The organism is Arthrobacter sp. ISL-72, assembly GCF_018613755.1.
Taxonomy (GTDB): Bacteria; Actinomycetota; Actinomycetes; order Actinomycetales; family Micrococcaceae; genus Arthrobacter.
This window is the reverse complement of the sequence record NZ_JAGGPP010000033.1, coordinates 59,124-73,910: the sequence shown is the minus strand read 5'-3', so window position 1 is coordinate 73,910 and position 14,787 is coordinate 59,124. Positions and strand designations below refer to the sequence as shown.

Below are 14,787 nucleotides of genomic sequence, written 5' to 3'. Positions count from 1 at the left end.
CAAGACCCGCGCGGCTACTGATATGTCAGGGTGGGCTTTCACAGTTCAGGGATGACGATATTTTTGGTCACTATATGGGCGGCGAAGGCCTCTCATTGCCGGAACGCTTAACTTCGCAGCCAGCTTCAAGCTTGCTCGCCTCGGAGGATGCGGGTCGCCGCGGGGTCGGTGAGTTGCTGGTTATGAGTGGTTATGAATGGAGTGCTGCGCGGGCGAAGGCTTGCCCTGGTGCCTTGACGGTGTTTGCTTTGAGCCCGAAGCGGTCGTTGAAGATGCCGAGGTTCAGGAGGACTTCGTGGGCGTTGACGAGGATTGCTTGGACCGTGTTCGGTTCCAGTTCGGCTCCGGAGCGGGTGCTCCAGCCGAGTGCTCCGAGGCCGAAGGCGACGGCTTCACGGTAGTCGGCCCATTCGGTTCGTTTCCCTGCGGCGACTTCGAGCAGGAGTAACAGCGTCGCGTCGCGCTCGGAATCATGGCGGTGCCGATGGGCGATGGATTTGGCGAGGAAGAGCCAAAGCCCTTCGGGATCATCGAGCAGCCGCTTGGCGGCGGATGTGAGGACGAGCTTGCCTTTGATTTTGCGGATCAGGCCGAGCCGCTGGGCGCTTTCGCGCAGCTGAAGGACGGGCAGGGTCTGGTCCTCGCGGTTGGCTTTGCCGATCCAGTCCTTGGCCCACCCGAGTTCTGTCATTGCTTCGCGGACTACGGCCGGCGGTAGCCACCCGGCAGCGGTGAGGCATAGACCGTCAAGCCCGATGCGGCGGGTGAGCCAGAGATAGGGGGCGGTCATCGCCACGGCAACGTCTGCTTCGACCGTTGCGGGCCCGTCGAGGCCGGCGGCGTGCAGGAATGAACGGAATTCGTGTCGCAGTCCGGGAGACATCCGGTTCGTGAGTTCCTGGGTCAGTGACTCGCTTCCGCGTCCGTGTTCGTTGGCAGAGGGGGCAGGGAACAGCAGTGCCAATTCGTTGTTCACCGCATCGATGTCCAGTTGGTCCGGATCGAATTCCTGCCATGGCCCGGCTATCCAGGCAACCCAGGCCTGAAGGTCTTCGTGCTCTTCGTGGCCGGGATCGGCGAGGACGTCGAGCATGTCGTGGTAGCCACCGATGCCGCCGGAATCTTCCAGCGGGGCCCGCCGTGCGCCGTTCAGGAGCCGCGCCCTTGGGGCGTTGGCCGGCATGGGGGGGTTTCCGGTGAGTTCCAGGCGGTGGATCCAGCCGTCTCCGAAGTCATATTCATAGAACAGGGGACCGGAACCGGTTGTGAGGATCTGGCCTAGAGCCGAGTCCGTCTCGGGCAGGTCGCCGTCGGTGTCTTCCAGCAGGTCCAGGGGGACCCAGCGCCGTGGTTCGCGGATATGCCCGTTGACGGTGCGCAGGCGAACATAGGGGTCGGTGTCGGTGAAAGAATGCAGATGCGAATCCCGCCATCCGACGGCCGTTTGAAGGACTTCGTGGACCCTGTCCAGAGTCAGGGAAGGGTCGATGTCGAGGAGCCGCCAGATGGCCGGTTCACTTCCCACGATCGAGACTTCCACCCGCAGCAACATCGACCCGGGATCTTCATCTGCAGCACGTATCGTCACAGCACTATCCTGCCAGTCTCAGCGTGGGCGAGACCCCGGTCCTGACTCGCGGCGTCCGCTGTGCTACCGCTGGTTCAGGCCCTAAATGACTTAGGCGTTACCTGATAATCGGCAATCCAAAACAGACCGGGGGAGTCCCTTTTTCGTTTTAAAGCCGCTGGGCAGAAGGTCGGTTATCTGCCGCTCGTCCTCGGGGGAAGACCATAGGCGGTTTTACGATTCCGGGGAGTGCCGGGAGGTCCTGGCACAGGGCCTTGACCACATGGGGGACAGCGAAGCCGTTTAGGCCAAACCCAACGCGGACCGGGACCAGGCACTCCGCCGGCGGCAGCGGTCTCTATGAGACACAGTAAAAAGCTCCGAAGGCCCTGAAAACACCCGCAACTCCTGAAGCCAACAACAGGCACAGAAGGGACGGAGCCGCTGGTTCGGGTGTCCAGTCCATGCGTGCCGGGTTGGACGCTCTGGAGAATGACTAGTCGCTGGGATCATCTCCCTGGAGGCCGTGGGTCCAGAACCCTCGGAGCAGCCGCCCGTGGGAAGTGGGGCCGGCCGCTTCATCCAGGTTCCGCTTTTTGACCAATCTGTTGCCCGCACCGGCACTGGCACATAGGCTCATCATGTGAGTGGCGGGGACGGCAATCCGACAAGCGGATCCGGCCCGCGACCCGTGAAGGAAAAAAGCATGGCAACAGGTACGGTCAAGTGGTTCAACGCCGAAAAGGGCTTTGGTTTCATCGCCCCCGACGACGGAAGCGCTGACGTGTTCGCACATTTTTCAGCAATCGCATCCAGCGGTTACCGCTCCCTGGACGAGAACCAGAAGGTTCAGTTCGACATCACGCAGGGCCCTAAGGGTCCGCAGGCGGAGAACATCCAGCCGCTCTAAGTGGTTCTCAGAAAGCTGGCCGGCTACAAACCGGCCAGCTTCTCTGTTTGCGCCCCAACCCCGTTGCCGCACGCATAGCGTCCTGACCACAACGAAGACCCCCAGCCAAAAGGCAATCGCTCCGAATGTCCACCAACTCCCTAACAATTTTCAGGTTCGGCCACACACAACCTCCGGTCAACCGCTGTTGACCCGGAGTTTGTCCACTTGGGAGCCCGAGCCGATCGCGCTCAAAGTTTCGCGCTGAACCTCTTTGGAGGGACGGGCAACACACCTGTCTGCAGGCGGCGGACAATCCGGTCGGCGCTTGGGCGGATTGAACTTGTGCTGTTATGAAAGCTGGTTTGTCACTAGCCTGCCGTTGATCATCACCACCTTAAGTGCCCCGGGCTTCCTTAGTACGTCAATGTCCTGGAGGGGGTTGCCATCAACAACTAGTAGGTCCGCGAGGGCGCCGGCCCGAATCTCCCCGATTTGCCCAGCCATATTCAGCAATTCCGCTCCGACTACGGTGGCGGACCTGAGTATGTCGCTGGGCCGTTGGACCTTGGCGCGCAGTGTTAGTTCCATCAGTTGATGTTTGTGCCCGGCTCCGTGCAGATCAGTGCCGTAGGCAATCTTGACTCCTGCTTCACTTGCCCGGGCCAGTGAGTCGAGACCGGCGTCAAGGACGCCTTGGAGTTTTGACTGTTTGTCTTTTGGCAGGGCGCTGAAATGGGGCTCCTGTGTTAGGTACCAGTAGGTTGCTAAGGTGGGGACGTAGTAGGAGTCCGTTTCAAGGAACAGACGGATACTCTCGTCATCGAGGTAGTTTCCGTGTTCGATGCTGCGAATCCCGCATCTCAGAGCCCTGTTTACAGCTTCTGCGGTATACGCGTGCGCCCCAACGTAGCGGTGGGCCATATGGGCTTCTTCGACGGCTGCCTTGAGTTCCTTTTCGGTGAAGCCGAGGGACTCCATGCGCATCTTGGAGATGACGCCTCCACTGACGGTTAGCTTTATGTGGTCGGCTCCGTCCCGAAGTTCCTTGCGGATGGCTCGGCGTAGTTCCACCTCGCCGTCGCAGACTTTTGTCATCGAATGGCCGCCTGTGGGGGCAATGATGGGGCCACCGAATTTGAGGCGCGGGCCTTCAATTAACCCTTCCTCCAGAGCCCTTGCTATGCCGGCGTCAGCCCCGCCCATATCTCTGGTGGTCGTGAATCCGCGCTGCAGCATGTCCTTGAGGACATCAGCTGCTCGGGCGCCTATATAGTACGGCGACCACTCGAGCAGGTCATTGAAGTTCCCGGAGACTTGCATCACGTGGCTGTGTGCGTCGATGAGGCCGGGCATCAGGGTCATCCCCCTGCCATCTAGCGTTTTTGCTCCTGGTGGGATGCTGGTTTCTTGCCCGACGACTTCTATACGTGGTCCGCGGACCACGACGGTTTGGTCCTTGAACATTTGTCCCGTCCGTGTATCCAAGAGGGACGTGTTGCGGATAGCCATGGTTTTGTCGTCCGCGCTTGCCAGTAGGTTCGGAAGGTTCACTGTTGTCCTTATTTGTTAACGGGCTGCGCGTGGGCCTGGTCGTGACGGGGTTCGATGACTGTTGCTTCGCTGATCTCTTCCAGCGTTCTTCCCCTGGTGTTGACGCCGAACACCAGGACAGCGAAGGCGGCGATCAAGAGTGCAGACATGACCAGGGTGAAGACTCCGCCGAAACCGAGTTGTGTGTAGCTTGCCCCGATGATGATGGGGGCAGCAATGCCCCCGATGCGCCCTACCGCTGATGCAGTGCCCATGCCCGTAGCCCGAAGTTTGGTGGCGTAGACCTCAGGAGTGTAGGCGTATAGGGCGGCATAGCAGCCGTTCATGAAGAACGACAGGAAGCAGCCGAAGATGAGGATTTGGGCGCTGTCCTGCGCGGTCGACAATAAGTAGGCTGAAGTTGCTCCACCAGCCAGATAAGACGCGATTGTGATCTTTCGGCTGAGCCGCTCATTGAGGTAGGCGGCGCTGTAGTATCCGGGAATTTGGGCGATGGTGATGATCAGGGTGTAGGTGAAGCTTTTTGTCATGGTCATGCCGTTGGCGACGAGAAGTGACGGGATCCAGACGAAGAAGCCGTAGAACGAGAAAGTGACCGACATCCATAGGAGCCATAGCACGGCAGTCCGCCGGCCATTGCCATTTTTGAAGAGTTCCGGGAAGTGGAACAGCGGCGGCCGCTGGATGGACTCATCGGCTGCTGTGGTTGCCGAGTGAGAGGTTGCGGGAGCTTGTTTCATTGTGTGCGTCAGCAGGACCCCGCGTTCCAATGCATCAACGGTGGCTTCTGCTTCCTGATAGCGGCCTCTGCTGATCAACCAGCGTGGTGATTCGGGCAGGATCCGCCGCCACCAGAGCAACATCAGAACCGGAACGGCGGTGATGACCTGGCCGATCCTCCAGCCTTCGGGGCTGCCGGCTACAACAAATGTTCCGAGCAGCGCCGCCGACACATATCCGAGGGAGAAGAAGCCAGCCACTGAACCCACGAAGAGGCCACGTTTGGCCGCGGGAATGAACTCCGAAATGAATGTGGGAATAATGGCTGCTTCGGCGCCTATGCCGATCCCCGCGATTACCCGGAAGGCAAAGAACATCTCCCAATTTTGAGATGCCGCGGCGGCAAGGGTGGCGACTGCATAAAGAGCCAGGGCGTACATCATCACTTTTCGCCGGCCGATTCGGTCGCCCACAACACCGGCGGTCAGGGACCCGACCAGTATGCCGATGAGAAGAGAACTGCCGATGAGTCCTGTTTGTGCTCCCTGAAGGTGCCACAGTGGCGTAATGACCGGCAGGATATACGAGACTAAGGCGCCATCCATGCCGTCAAAGAGTAGGCCGAGGCCGCCAATCAGGGCGAGTTTGTAGTGAGGCTTTGATATCGGCATGCTCTCCATTCGGGAGAGTAAGCCTTGTGCAGCTGCAGAGTTCATAATTCCATCACCGCTTCGGGTAGTTGAGGATCGAGCTGATCCTCGCTTATCAGATGGTTCCTGTTGAGCTTGGTTGGATTTTCGCGGCAGGGTGCCGCTGTGAGAGGAAAATGCCTTCGATTCGTCAGGACGACATATCGACGGTCAGACCGAGTCCACGTTCCTGTGCGGCGTCGAAGAGAAGGCGGCCGATGGCCAGATCCAGCGACCCTACCCCGACTGAGTTGAACAAAGTGATGTCGGAGTCATCCGCTCGTCCGGGAGTAGTACCGGCGATTACGCCGCCAAGTTCCCCGGCAACATCGGACAGCTCCATGGTGCCGTCCCTGACGGCCAGAAGAAGGTCACCTGACTTGATGCGTGCCGTATCCATGCTGTCGACAAACACTCGTGCACCAGCCATTCCTTTGGCATCTATCTCGCGGTGGGAAGCACGGGGGCGTGCACCGACCGCGTTCAAGTGAAGGCCTGGCATGAACCATTCCCCGTGAAGTATCGGGCTCTCGGATGGGGTAAGGGTGCAAACGACATCAGATGCCTCCACGACCTCCCTCGGCGAGGATACCTGCAAGGTTTTGATGCCGTGATGTGCTGTTGCTTCTTGAAAGGTGCGAACAGTTGAGGCGCTCCGGGACCACACGATTACCGTGTCAATCGGCAGAACGAGCAGCATCGCCTCCAGGTGTGCCACTGCGAGGGTACCTGCGCCAACCAACCCTAGAGTGGTACTGCCGCGGCGGGCCAAGTGCTTGCTCGCAACGGCACTGGCGGCTGCCGTTCGCACCCGGGTGGGAACTTTGCCGTCCAGTACAGCCAGAGGTTCTCCCGTCCTCTGGTCAGTAAGCAGGATTGTCGAACGTTGGGTTGGTAGCCCTTTGTCGAAATTTGAGGGTATGTCGGAAAGCAGCTTCACTGCAGCCAGGCCAGGCCCTGCTGCCAGCCCGGACATCACAATGAAGTTCGCATCCGATGACGGAAGTTGCATCGCTACTGGTGAAGGCTGATGGGCCATTCCTTCAGCGATGTCCTTAAAGATGCTTTCAACGGCCGAGATGGTTGAAGACATGTCTGTTGCCGCTTCCAGCTGGGACGCTGTTAAAAAAAGTGTCACGAAACTCTCCGGCTTGAAAAAGTACTAGCAGGTGGTGTCCATCACTTTATTCCAGTTTGGTATGCCAAACAATGGTCTAGGTAAAGAAAATCGGCCTTTCAGGCCAACCGATCTAAGTCTGGTATACACAAACCGTCAGGTCGGACTCCCATAGGATGACTGTGAAGAGCAATGAACCAACTTCGGACAGGAGACCCGAAAATGTCGACCGAGGGGACCAGGAACGGTACCTGGCTGGAGCAGAACGATGCCGAGTCCCTCTCTGATGGCATCTACCAATGGCTTCGGGAGCGGATCATCGACGGAACCCTCACTCCCGGATCCCGGATCAGGGAACGAGAACTGGCCGAGGAACTACAAGTCTCCCGTATCCCCATCCGGGAGGCGTTGCCGCAGTTGGAGAGTGAGGGGTATATCCGATCTATGCCCCGTCGAGGTGCCGTAGTGACCCAGATGACAGTCCGTGATGTCGAGGAACTCTTCGATGTCCGAGCCAGCCTGGAGGTACTCGCCGCGAGGCTGGCGGCTGCCGAGTGCGCCAAGGGTGCTGTGACTGACGGCTTGGACGCGGCGCTGGCCAAAGCTGAGAAAGCAATCGCAGCACGAGACGAAGTACTCATAGCGAACGTCAACTCAAGAATTCATGAGGAGATCCTGCTCGTCTCGAACAGCACGCTGCTCAAGGGCCTCATGTCACCAGTAGAGGGCCGGGTGCGTCGACTGTTCCACATCGTCACAGATCGGGATCAGGTTGGACTCCACCGGGAGCACTTTGCCCTGTGCAAGGCTATTGCTGAAGGACAGGTTGAACTTGCCGGCGCCCTTGCCTTCGCCCACGTGGAGCAAAGCCGGCACGACTCGATGCCCATTGTGGCGAAACTGCTGCCGCAGGCTTGAATATCGGGGAAAAGGGATCAGCCTCTACTTCTTAGCCATCACCATACTGATTCCGCAAGCTGGTTACAGATGTCGGGCTAGGGCGTAGTTCAGCTTGACGTGATGACAACCGCGTGTTGAGCGTGTTCTCGCTGTCCAAGACCTATGCTCTGACCGGTGCACGCATAGGTTATCTGGTACTGCCTGCGGAAATAGACGGAACATTCCGTGCAGTGCACGAATCCACCACCAGCTGCGCGAACGGGCCCGCCCAGCGGGCAGCCCTTGCGGCAATGCAGGGGGATCAGGCGTTCGTTCGTTCATCAGCGGAGCATTACCGGCGCAACACCGAGGCAGCTGATTGATTCATCTGATGAGATACGCAGAGTACAGCTTTACATAACCCCGTTATCGGCTTGAAACAACCGGAGCTGAAGTAGTTGCGAGGCATTTCTTCCTAAGGCGAGATGCGCGTTCTCACTGGTCTGAAGCGGTTAATAAGAACAGTCAAACGAATAATGCTTCCGCGTCTCCTGCCGTGCGCGCTGAAGCTATGGGTTTTCCACATTCAATGCATGTTCCATCGTTTTGGTGTTGCGGGGACACCGCCGGGGATGCGATCGCCTCCGCAGCGGCGGCGTAGCCGGTGGCCAGGTGCACCTTCAGCGCGGCCAGCCGGGCCTCCATCCTGCCCACCTCGGTCAGGCCGTCCAGGAACGCATCGGCCTGATCCCGAAGCGGATCAAGACCCGCCGGATCCCCGCCGGCGGGATCCGCGCCCGCTGGAACACCGGTCGGGGCCACCTCGCCGGCCGTGCTGCGGACACAATCACCAGCGCAGCGATGGAGGACTCGATGCCCTCCATCGCCTCCACAGCTGCTCTGCTTTCCATACCTACAGCATCCCAGCAGCCACCGACAATTTTGCGACTGCAGGGAATTAGGCGAGAGCCCTGCCCCTCCAAAGGATCACGTAAGGAGAACGCCCTAGCGGCTGACGTTCGTCAGCGGCACCGCCTCCGGCCGCTCGCACCAGCTCGCGACCTTCACGGCCTGCCCCAGGGCTGCGGATTCCAGCACGGATTCCATCACCTCCAATACATGGAAGGCCAACTGCCCGCCGGCCCGCGGCTCGCTTCCGGCCGGAGTCCCGGCCAGGTCGTGCAGGCCGAAGCCACGGGCTGAATCCGCGTACCCGGCCGAAACCGGAAGCACCTCCCAGTCGCTGCCGCCCAGCGACCGGAGCTTCACGTCGCCGTCGAAATGGTTGGGATCGGGCACAATCAGCGAACCGCTTTCCCCGTGGATCTCCAGGTTGGCAGACTGGGTGGCCACGGCGTCGAAGCTCATCACCAGCGTGGACAGCGCACCGGACTCATGCACCAGCACCCCCGTAACGTGCGTGTCCGTGCTGACCGGCACGGTCTCCCCGGCGCGCGGCCCGGTGCCGATGGTCCGGCTGCCGCGGGTGTGGCTCGCCGCGCCGATCACGGACGCGACGGGACCCAGCAAGGTGACCAGCGCGGAGACGTAGTACGGCCCCATGTCCAGCAGCGGACCGCCGCCGGGCAGGTAGTAGAAATCCGGGTGCGGATGCCAGCGCTCGTGTCCCGGCGTCACCATGGTGGCGGTGGCCGAGATCGGCGCCCCGATCAGGCCGTCGTCGATCGCCTTACGAGCGGTCTGGATCCCGGTCCCGAGCACGGTGTCCGGCGCGCAGCCGACGACGACTCCGGCCGCCGCTGCAGCTTCAAGCACCTTGCGGGCCTCGTCAGTGGTGGCAGCCAGCGGTTTTTCGCCATAAACAGCCTTGCCGGCGGCGATCGCCCGCAAGGCAATCCCGGCGTGGGCGGCGGGAATCGTCAGGTTCAGGACCAGGTCGACCTCAGGGTCGGCCAGCAACTGGTCCACGCTGAGCGCGCGTACGCCGGACTGCCCGGCAGCCACGGCCTCCGCCCGGGCGAAATCGAGGTCCGCGACGGCCACCAGGCGGACCGTGGCCAGCCTCGGGAAGGTTGCGAGGTAGGCAGCGATGATGTTCCCGCAGCCCACGATCCCAATCCGCAGCGGTGCGGCTTCCGGTCCTGTCTTTGCTAGCGGCTGGCCCACAGCATGCCCCTTTCGATGATGGTGCGGACGTTGTTGTCCTTGAGGATTTCCACGCTGTGGCCGGGAGTGGCCACGAAGATCCGGCCCTCGCCCCACGAGCGCGTCCACACAGCCGGCGCGACAACGTCCCGGTGCCAGGCGTCCTTTTCGCGGGCAGGGAGCGTGGTGGTGGCCAGGACGTCGATGTAGTCGTCGGTGAGCACCCAGTACTGCTCGGTGAAGAGTTCAAAGTCGCCGATGCCCGCGGTGATCGGATGTTCCGCCGCGGCCGGCAGCATGTTTACGGTGTACGTCCGGAAATTGTCCGTGGCGTCCCCGTGCAGCTCGCCGTGGTCCTTGACCGGATGGCAGGCAAACTGTCCGCCGATCAGGTGCAGGTAGTCCGAATTGTTCCGGTATGAATCAGCGATGCCGCCGTGCCAGCCAGCCATTCCCGTTCCGGCCTCAATCGCGGACCGCAGCCCCTCGAACTCGGCCTTTTCGATGGTGGTCATCGTGTTGCACTGCACGATGAGGTCCACGCCGGCGAGGTAGCCAGCGTCCGCATACACCGCCGTCGACTCCTCCACCCGGACGTTGAATCCCTGCTCCCGCAGGAACGGGATGAACAGGTCCGTGGCTTCGACGGGCTGGTGGCCGTCCCAGCCGCCGCGCACCACCAAAGCATTCTTAGTTTCAGTCATGTGATGTCCTTTTGTCAGTCCACTGAAGTCCAGCGGGAATCCTTGCCTGCACTGTGTTCCACGGCCGCCAGCACCCGCTGCACCTGGAGGGCATCCGAGAACGACGGCGTGGGCTGGGTTCCGGCCCCGATGGCCGTCAGCAGGTCCACCACCTGGTGGGTGAAGCCATGTTCGTAGCCGAGACCGTGCCCCACCGGCCACCAGTTTCCCGTGTACGGATGGTGCGCCTCGGTGACGTTGATCCGGCGGAAGCCGAGGGAATCAGCGTCAGCACCGCTGCCGGCGTCGTAGTAGTTGAGGTAGTTCATGTCCTCGAAGTCGAAGGCGATCGACCCGCGGGAGCCGTTCACCTCAAGCCGCATGGCGTTCTTCCTGCCGAGCGCAGCCCGGCTGGCCTCGAACACGCCGATGGGTCCGCCGTCGAACCGTGCACTGAAGATCACCGCATCGTCCACCGTCACCGGTCCGCGTTCGACGTCGGCACCCACCGCGCCGCTTCCGCCCAGCCCCACGAAGTCGCCGCCCACGGGACGTTCCTTGGTGAAGGTTTCCATGATGGCGGAGACGCCGGTGATGCTCTGGCCGGTGACGAACTGCGCGGCGTCGACGCTGTGGGCGCCGATGTCCCCGAGTGCGCCGGAGCCGGATTTCGCCTTGTCCATCCGCCAGGTCAGCGGGGCGTTCTCATCCGAAAGCCAGTCCTGCAGGTACTGCGCCCGGACCTGGCGGATGGTGCCCAGCCGACCGTCTCGCACCATCGATCGTGCCAGGGCCAGGGCGGGCGTGCGCCGGTACGAGTAGCCGCACATGGCATAGACGCCGCGGGCAGCGGCCTCGGCCGCCACCTCCGCCATTTCTTCCGCTTCCGCGACGCTGTTGGCCAGCGGCTTCTCGCACAGCACGTGCTTGCCGGCCCGGAGGGCGGCGATGGCGATCTCTGCGTGGGTGTCGCCGGGGGTGCAGATGTCCACGAGGTCGACGTCGTCCCGTTCCACCAGCGCACGCCAGTCCGTTTCGGTGCTGGCCCAGCCGAGGCGGCGGGCGGCGGCGGACACCCGGGCGCTGTCCCGGCCGGCGAGCACACTCAGCTCGGGGACCAGCGGCAGGTCGAAAAACCGCGGCGCAGTGCGCCAGGCGTGCGAGTGGGCGGCGCCCATGAAGGCGTGGCCCACCATGCCTACCCGTATGGTCTCCGGCTGCACGGGGGCAGATGAAGGTGTTTCCAGCGAACTCATAGGTGTGTTCTCCATTGATCGACTACTTGCTGAAGCCGGCGGTGAGCCCGCTCAGCAGCTGGCGGCGGCCCACGACATACAGGACCAGGATGGGCAGGGTGGTCAGGACCACGGAGGCCAGCACGGCGGGGATGTTGACGCTGTATTGGCCCTGGAACGTCCACAGCGCGAGCGGAAGCACCCGGAGCTCAGGGCTCTGCGTCAGGATCAGCGGAAGCAGGAAGCCGTTCCACACGCCCAGGCCGTTGTAGATGGCCACGGTGACAATGGCCGGTTTGACCAGCGGCAGCGCGAGCCGCCACATGGTCTGCCATTCGTTGCAGCCGTCCAGCCGCATGGATTCGAAGAGTTCGTCCGGCACGTCGCGGATGAAGTTGGCCAGGATCAGCACGGTGAGCGGGATGCCGAACGCGATGGAGGGCAGGACCAGGGCCAGCAGGCTGTCGTAGAGGTTCAGCCGGATGATGAGCAGGTAGACGGGAATGATGGTGGCCTGCAGCGGGATGGCCAGGCCCATCAGGAACAGGCCGTTGACCAGCTTCAGGAACCGGCCGCGGCCGCGGACAATCGCGAAGGCGGCCATGAAGGAGAACAGCACCGTGGGCACGACGGCGCCGACGGTCACCAGCGTGCTGTTGAGGAAGTACCGCGCGAAGTCCGCTGCCAGCACCATCTGGTAGTTCTCCAGCGTTGGGTTCGACGGCGGGGCCAGCGGGTTCTCGCTGAAGTATCCGGCCTGGCTCTTGAAGCTGGTGATGACGATGTAATAGATGGGAATGATGATGACGGCGAGCCAGATCCAGCCACCCAGTCCGCCGGGCAGGTTCAATTTCCGGAACCGGCGCCCAAGGCCCCGGTTGGGGGAGGGCTGAACGGGGGTGATTGCCGCCGGCGTTGATTTGGTGAGGGTGGCGCTCATGGTCAGAGTCCTTCCAGCTGGCTGCCGCCGGCGTTCTTGCCGCCCAGCCGCTGCAGCAGCAGGGCAAGGCCGAGTCCCACCACAACGAGGATGACTGCGGTAACACTGGCGGGGCCCATCAGGTTGGCCCGGAACCCGGTCAGGTACATGTCCAGGGCGAGGATCCGGGTGGAGTTGCCCGGGCCGCCGGCGGTGAGCACGAAGATGAGGTCGAAGTAGGTCAGCGAGCCCACCACCATCAGGGTGGATGACGTGATGATGGTGTATTTCAGCTGAGGAACGGTGATGTAGAAGAACTGCTTCACCCGGCCGGCGCCGTCAATCTCCGCTGCCTCATAGAGGGACTTGGGGATCTGCCGGACGCCGCCTTGGTAGATCAGCGTGTGGAACGGGACGAACTGCCAGGCGATCACGAAGATCACCAGGAAGAGGACCAGTTGCGGCTGGCCGAGCCAGTCCTGCGCCAGGAACGGCAGGCCCAGGCCTTCCGCCAGCCCGAAGTTCGGATCCAGCAGGGCCTTGTACGCAATGGCGATGGCCGCGGAGGAGAGCAGGAGCGGCAGGAAATAGAGCACCGCAAGCACGGCCCGGTACCGCTGGCTGCCAGCGGTGAAGGTGCCCAGCAGCAGGCTGAGGGGCGTCTGCACGAGCCACGAAACCACCATGATCACGAAGGTCAGCCAGACGGCGTTGTACATGACGGGGTCGGAGAGCACAGCGAGCCAGTTGTCCATGCCCGCCGCGCTGATCGCGCCGATACCGTCCCAGTTGGTGAAGCTCAGGGCCACGACGCCCAGGAGGGGAAGGACGGCGAACACCGTGAAGAACAGCAGGGCCGGCAGGACCATCCAGCCCAGTGATCCCCGTCGGGCCCTGCTCATTTCTGCCGTGCTCATTTGCCGAGCGTCGCATTCATGTTCGCCGCAAACTGTTCGGGGGTGATGGACTTCAGGAACAGCTGGTCGATGTTGCTCAGGAGTGCTTCCGCGGCGGTGGGGCTCAGCGCCTGGTCCCAGGACTGCTGCAGGCTGGGGGCGTTCTTGCTCAGCGTGTACACGTAGTTCAGGAAGTCCTTGTCCTCGCTGGAGGCCAGCTTGTCCTCGATGCCCTGCACAATGGGCACCGCGCCGGAGGAAATGTAGGCGGTGATTTCGTCCGTGGTGAGCAGCCCGTCCTTGAAGAACTTTTTGGCTGCCTCCTTCTCCGCGGCGCTCGCCTTGGCCGAGATGGACAGGTACTGGGCGGGGTTGCCCACGGTGTTGCGGGGATCGCCCTTGCCGCCGCCGATGGCGGGGAAGTCGAACCAGCCGAGCTTGCCGTCCTGGACGAACGTTCCGCCGTCGTGCTTCATGCCTCCGTACGTCCAGGCGCCGTGCAGCATCATGGCTGCCTTGCCGGTGAACAGCAGCGCCTGGTCCGCGTTGCTGTCCGCCGTGATGGACGAGAAGCCCTTGATGAAGCCGTTGGCGGTGACCAGGTCCTGGATCTTGGTGCAGGTTTCGATGACGGCGGGATCGGACCATGCGTTGGCTTTGCCGTCGAAGATCGCCCGGAAGACTTCCGGGCCGCCGATGCGGTCCAAGAGGTACTCGAGCCACATCATGGACGTCCAGCGCGACTGGCCGCCGAGTGACAGCGGGGCGACGCCCATGTCGTTGAATGTTTTGGTCAGGGCCAGAAGGTCGTCCCACGTCTTGGGCGGCTGGGCGTTGGCCTTCGCGAACAGTTCCTTGTTGTAGTAGAAGACAATCGGCGCGACGGTCTGCGTCGGGACGGCGTAGATCTTGCCGTCGATGGTGGCCGCCGCAAAGGAGGACGGGAAGAGTTTGGCTTTGACGTCCGGATTGGAGTCGAACCAGCCGGTGAGGTCCTCCACCTGGCCCGCCTGCGCGTAGGTCTTCAGTGTTCCGCCGCCCCAGCCGTAGATGATGGTGGGCGCCTGGCCGGCGCCGATGGCCGTCTTGATCTTGGTCTTGTAGGCATCGTTCTGGAAAACGGTGGCCACAATCCTGGAGTCGGGATTGGCCGCATTGAAGGCATCCAGGCTCTTTTTGCGGATGGACTCGTTGGGCTCTCCGGTCAGGGACCAAAAGGTGGCACCGCCGGCGGGTGCCGTGCCGGGGCCCGAGGTGCCGCAGGCGGTCACAGTCCAGGCGGCCAGGGGAGTGAGGGCAGCAAGGGCCAGGAATGACCGGCGTGAGGAAAGGCGTGGTTCCATTCTGTTCTCCGTTGAAAAGAGCCGCGGCATTGCGGCGCTGGTTGAGGGTGCCGGCCCGGGGGCGGCAGGAAGGTGCGGACAGTTTCGAAATATTTCGCAACTAATTCGTTGACTGAGTTAGAAGGTAGCCTCGATTTCGTCCCGGCGTCAAGGGTTTTTGGGGCAAATCTTGACGAGGGTTGCTCTCGTG

14 protein-coding genes are annotated in these 14,787 nt (G+C 62.1%); 3 read left to right on the top strand and 11 right to left on the bottom strand.

What is annotated here, in order from left to right:
* Positions 1-190 precede the first annotated feature (190 nt).
* Positions 191-1,588 (bottom strand): plasmid pRiA4b ORF-3 family protein, encoded by a 1,398-nt coding sequence (locus tag J7I92_RS21035; RefSeq protein ID WP_214843659.1) that lies wholly within the window; start codon positions 1,586-1,588, stop codon positions 191-193.
* 685 nt (positions 1,589-2,273) lie between these two features.
* Between J7I92_RS21035 and J7I92_RS21030 the strand changes: the two genes are divergently transcribed.
* Positions 2,274-2,477 carry a cold-shock protein gene (locus J7I92_RS21030; protein ID WP_142036849.1) on the top strand — a complete coding sequence of 68 codons (204 nt, stop codon included), beginning with the start codon at positions 2,274-2,276 and terminating at the stop codon, positions 2,475-2,477.
* 330 nt (positions 2,478-2,807) lie between these two features.
* Here the strand turns inward: J7I92_RS21030 and J7I92_RS21025 are convergent, their stop codons facing one another.
* The 3 genes from J7I92_RS21025 to J7I92_RS21015 form a co-directional block, all read right to left on the bottom strand.
* Entirely contained in the window at positions 2,808-4,010 is a 1,203-nt protein-coding gene (locus tag J7I92_RS21025) for an amidohydrolase family protein (protein ID WP_214843657.1), read from the bottom strand.
* Between the two features lie 8 nt (positions 4,011-4,018).
* Positions 4,019-5,446, bottom strand: coding sequence for an MFS transporter (locus J7I92_RS21020; protein ID WP_214843655.1), 1,428 nt, complete (start codon positions 5,444-5,446; stop codon positions 4,019-4,021).
* A 124-nt stretch (positions 5,447-5,570) separates the two neighbouring features.
* Entirely contained in the window at positions 5,571-6,557 is a 987-nt protein-coding gene (locus J7I92_RS21015) for an ornithine cyclodeaminase family protein (RefSeq protein ID WP_214843653.1), read from the bottom strand.
* A gap of 201 nt (positions 6,558-6,758) precedes the next feature.
* On the opposite strand from J7I92_RS21015, the gene J7I92_RS21010 reads away from it, so the two are divergent.
* Positions 6,759-7,454 (top strand): GntR family transcriptional regulator, encoded by a 696-nt coding sequence (locus tag J7I92_RS21010; RefSeq protein ID WP_214843651.1) that lies wholly within the window; start codon positions 6,759-6,761, stop codon positions 7,452-7,454.
* A 113-nt stretch (positions 7,455-7,567) separates the two neighbouring features.
* Complete coding sequence (locus J7I92_RS24720) at positions 7,568-7,798, top strand: aminotransferase class I/II-fold pyridoxal phosphate-dependent enzyme (protein ID WP_214843649.1); 231 nt, start codon at positions 7,568-7,570, stop codon at positions 7,796-7,798.
* 336 nt (positions 7,799-8,134) lie between these two features.
* Here J7I92_RS24720 and J7I92_RS21000 read toward each other — a convergent pair whose 3' ends face one another.
* From J7I92_RS21000 to J7I92_RS20970, 7 genes are all read right to left on the bottom strand, one after another.
* On the bottom strand, positions 8,135-8,326 hold the full coding sequence (locus tag J7I92_RS21000) for a hypothetical protein (RefSeq protein ID WP_214843647.1): 192 nt from the start codon (positions 8,324-8,326) through the stop codon (positions 8,135-8,137).
* A 94-nt stretch (positions 8,327-8,420) separates the two neighbouring features.
* Positions 8,421-9,542, bottom strand: a complete 1,122-nt coding sequence (locus J7I92_RS20995) for a Gfo/Idh/MocA family protein (RefSeq protein WP_214843645.1) — start codon at positions 9,540-9,542, stop codon at positions 8,421-8,423.
* The gene (locus tag J7I92_RS20990; RefSeq protein ID WP_214843643.1) at positions 9,527-10,225 is read right to left on the bottom strand and encodes a ThuA domain-containing protein; all 699 of its coding nucleotides are present in this window, start codon (positions 10,223-10,225) and stop codon (positions 9,527-9,529) included. The genes J7I92_RS20995 and J7I92_RS20990 overlap by 16 nt, the downstream gene beginning before the upstream one ends.
* Before the next feature lie 14 nt (positions 10,226-10,239).
* Positions 10,240-11,460, bottom strand: a complete 1,221-nt coding sequence (locus J7I92_RS20985) for a Gfo/Idh/MocA family protein (RefSeq protein ID WP_214843715.1) — start codon at positions 11,458-11,460, stop codon at positions 10,240-10,242.
* Positions 11,461-11,482: 22 nt separating this feature from the next.
* Positions 11,483-12,379, bottom strand: coding sequence for a carbohydrate ABC transporter permease (locus tag J7I92_RS20980; RefSeq protein WP_214843642.1), 897 nt, complete (start codon positions 12,377-12,379; stop codon positions 11,483-11,485).
* 2 nt (positions 12,380-12,381) lie between these two features.
* Positions 12,382-13,275, bottom strand: coding sequence for a carbohydrate ABC transporter permease (locus J7I92_RS20975; protein ID WP_214843641.1), 894 nt, complete (start codon positions 13,273-13,275; stop codon positions 12,382-12,384).
* The gene (locus J7I92_RS20970) at positions 13,272-14,597 is read right to left on the bottom strand and encodes an extracellular solute-binding protein (RefSeq protein ID WP_214843640.1); all 1,326 of its coding nucleotides are present in this window, start codon (positions 14,595-14,597) and stop codon (positions 13,272-13,274) included. The genes J7I92_RS20975 and J7I92_RS20970 overlap by 4 nt, the downstream gene beginning before the upstream one ends.
* Positions 14,598-14,787: the final 190 nt, after the last annotated feature.

What these genes read in the sequence shown, in the direction of transcription:
- J7I92_RS20990 (WP_214843643.1), bottom strand. Translation starts at nt 10,225, where the DNA reads ATGACTGAAACTAAGAATGCTTTGGTGGTGCGCGGCGGCTGGGACGGC.
- J7I92_RS21000 (WP_214843647.1), bottom strand. Translation starts at nt 8,326, where the DNA reads ATGGAAAGCAGAGCAGCTGTGGAGGCGATGGAGGGCATCGAGTCCTCC.
- J7I92_RS20985 (WP_214843715.1), bottom strand. Translation starts at nt 11,460, where the DNA reads ATGAGTTCGCTGGAAACACCTTCATCTGCCCCCGTGCAGCCGGAGACC.
- J7I92_RS21010 (WP_214843651.1), top strand. Translation starts at nt 6,759, where the DNA reads ATGTCGACCGAGGGGACCAGGAACGGTACCTGGCTGGAGCAGAACGAT.
- J7I92_RS20970 (WP_214843640.1), bottom strand. Translation starts at nt 14,597, where the DNA reads ATGGAACCACGCCTTTCCTCACGCCGGTCATTCCTGGCCCTTGCTGCC.
- J7I92_RS21020 (WP_214843655.1), bottom strand. Translation starts at nt 5,446, where the DNA reads ATGAACTCTGCAGCTGCACAAGGCTTACTCTCCCGAATGGAGAGCATG.
- J7I92_RS21030 (WP_142036849.1), top strand. Translation starts at nt 2,274, where the DNA reads ATGGCAACAGGTACGGTCAAGTGGTTCAACGCCGAAAAGGGCTTTGGT.
- J7I92_RS20975 (WP_214843641.1), bottom strand. Translation starts at nt 13,275, where the DNA reads ATGAGCACGGCAGAAATGAGCAGGGCCCGACGGGGATCACTGGGCTGG.
- J7I92_RS20980 (WP_214843642.1), bottom strand. Translation starts at nt 12,379, where the DNA reads ATGAGCGCCACCCTCACCAAATCAACGCCGGCGGCAATCACCCCCGTT.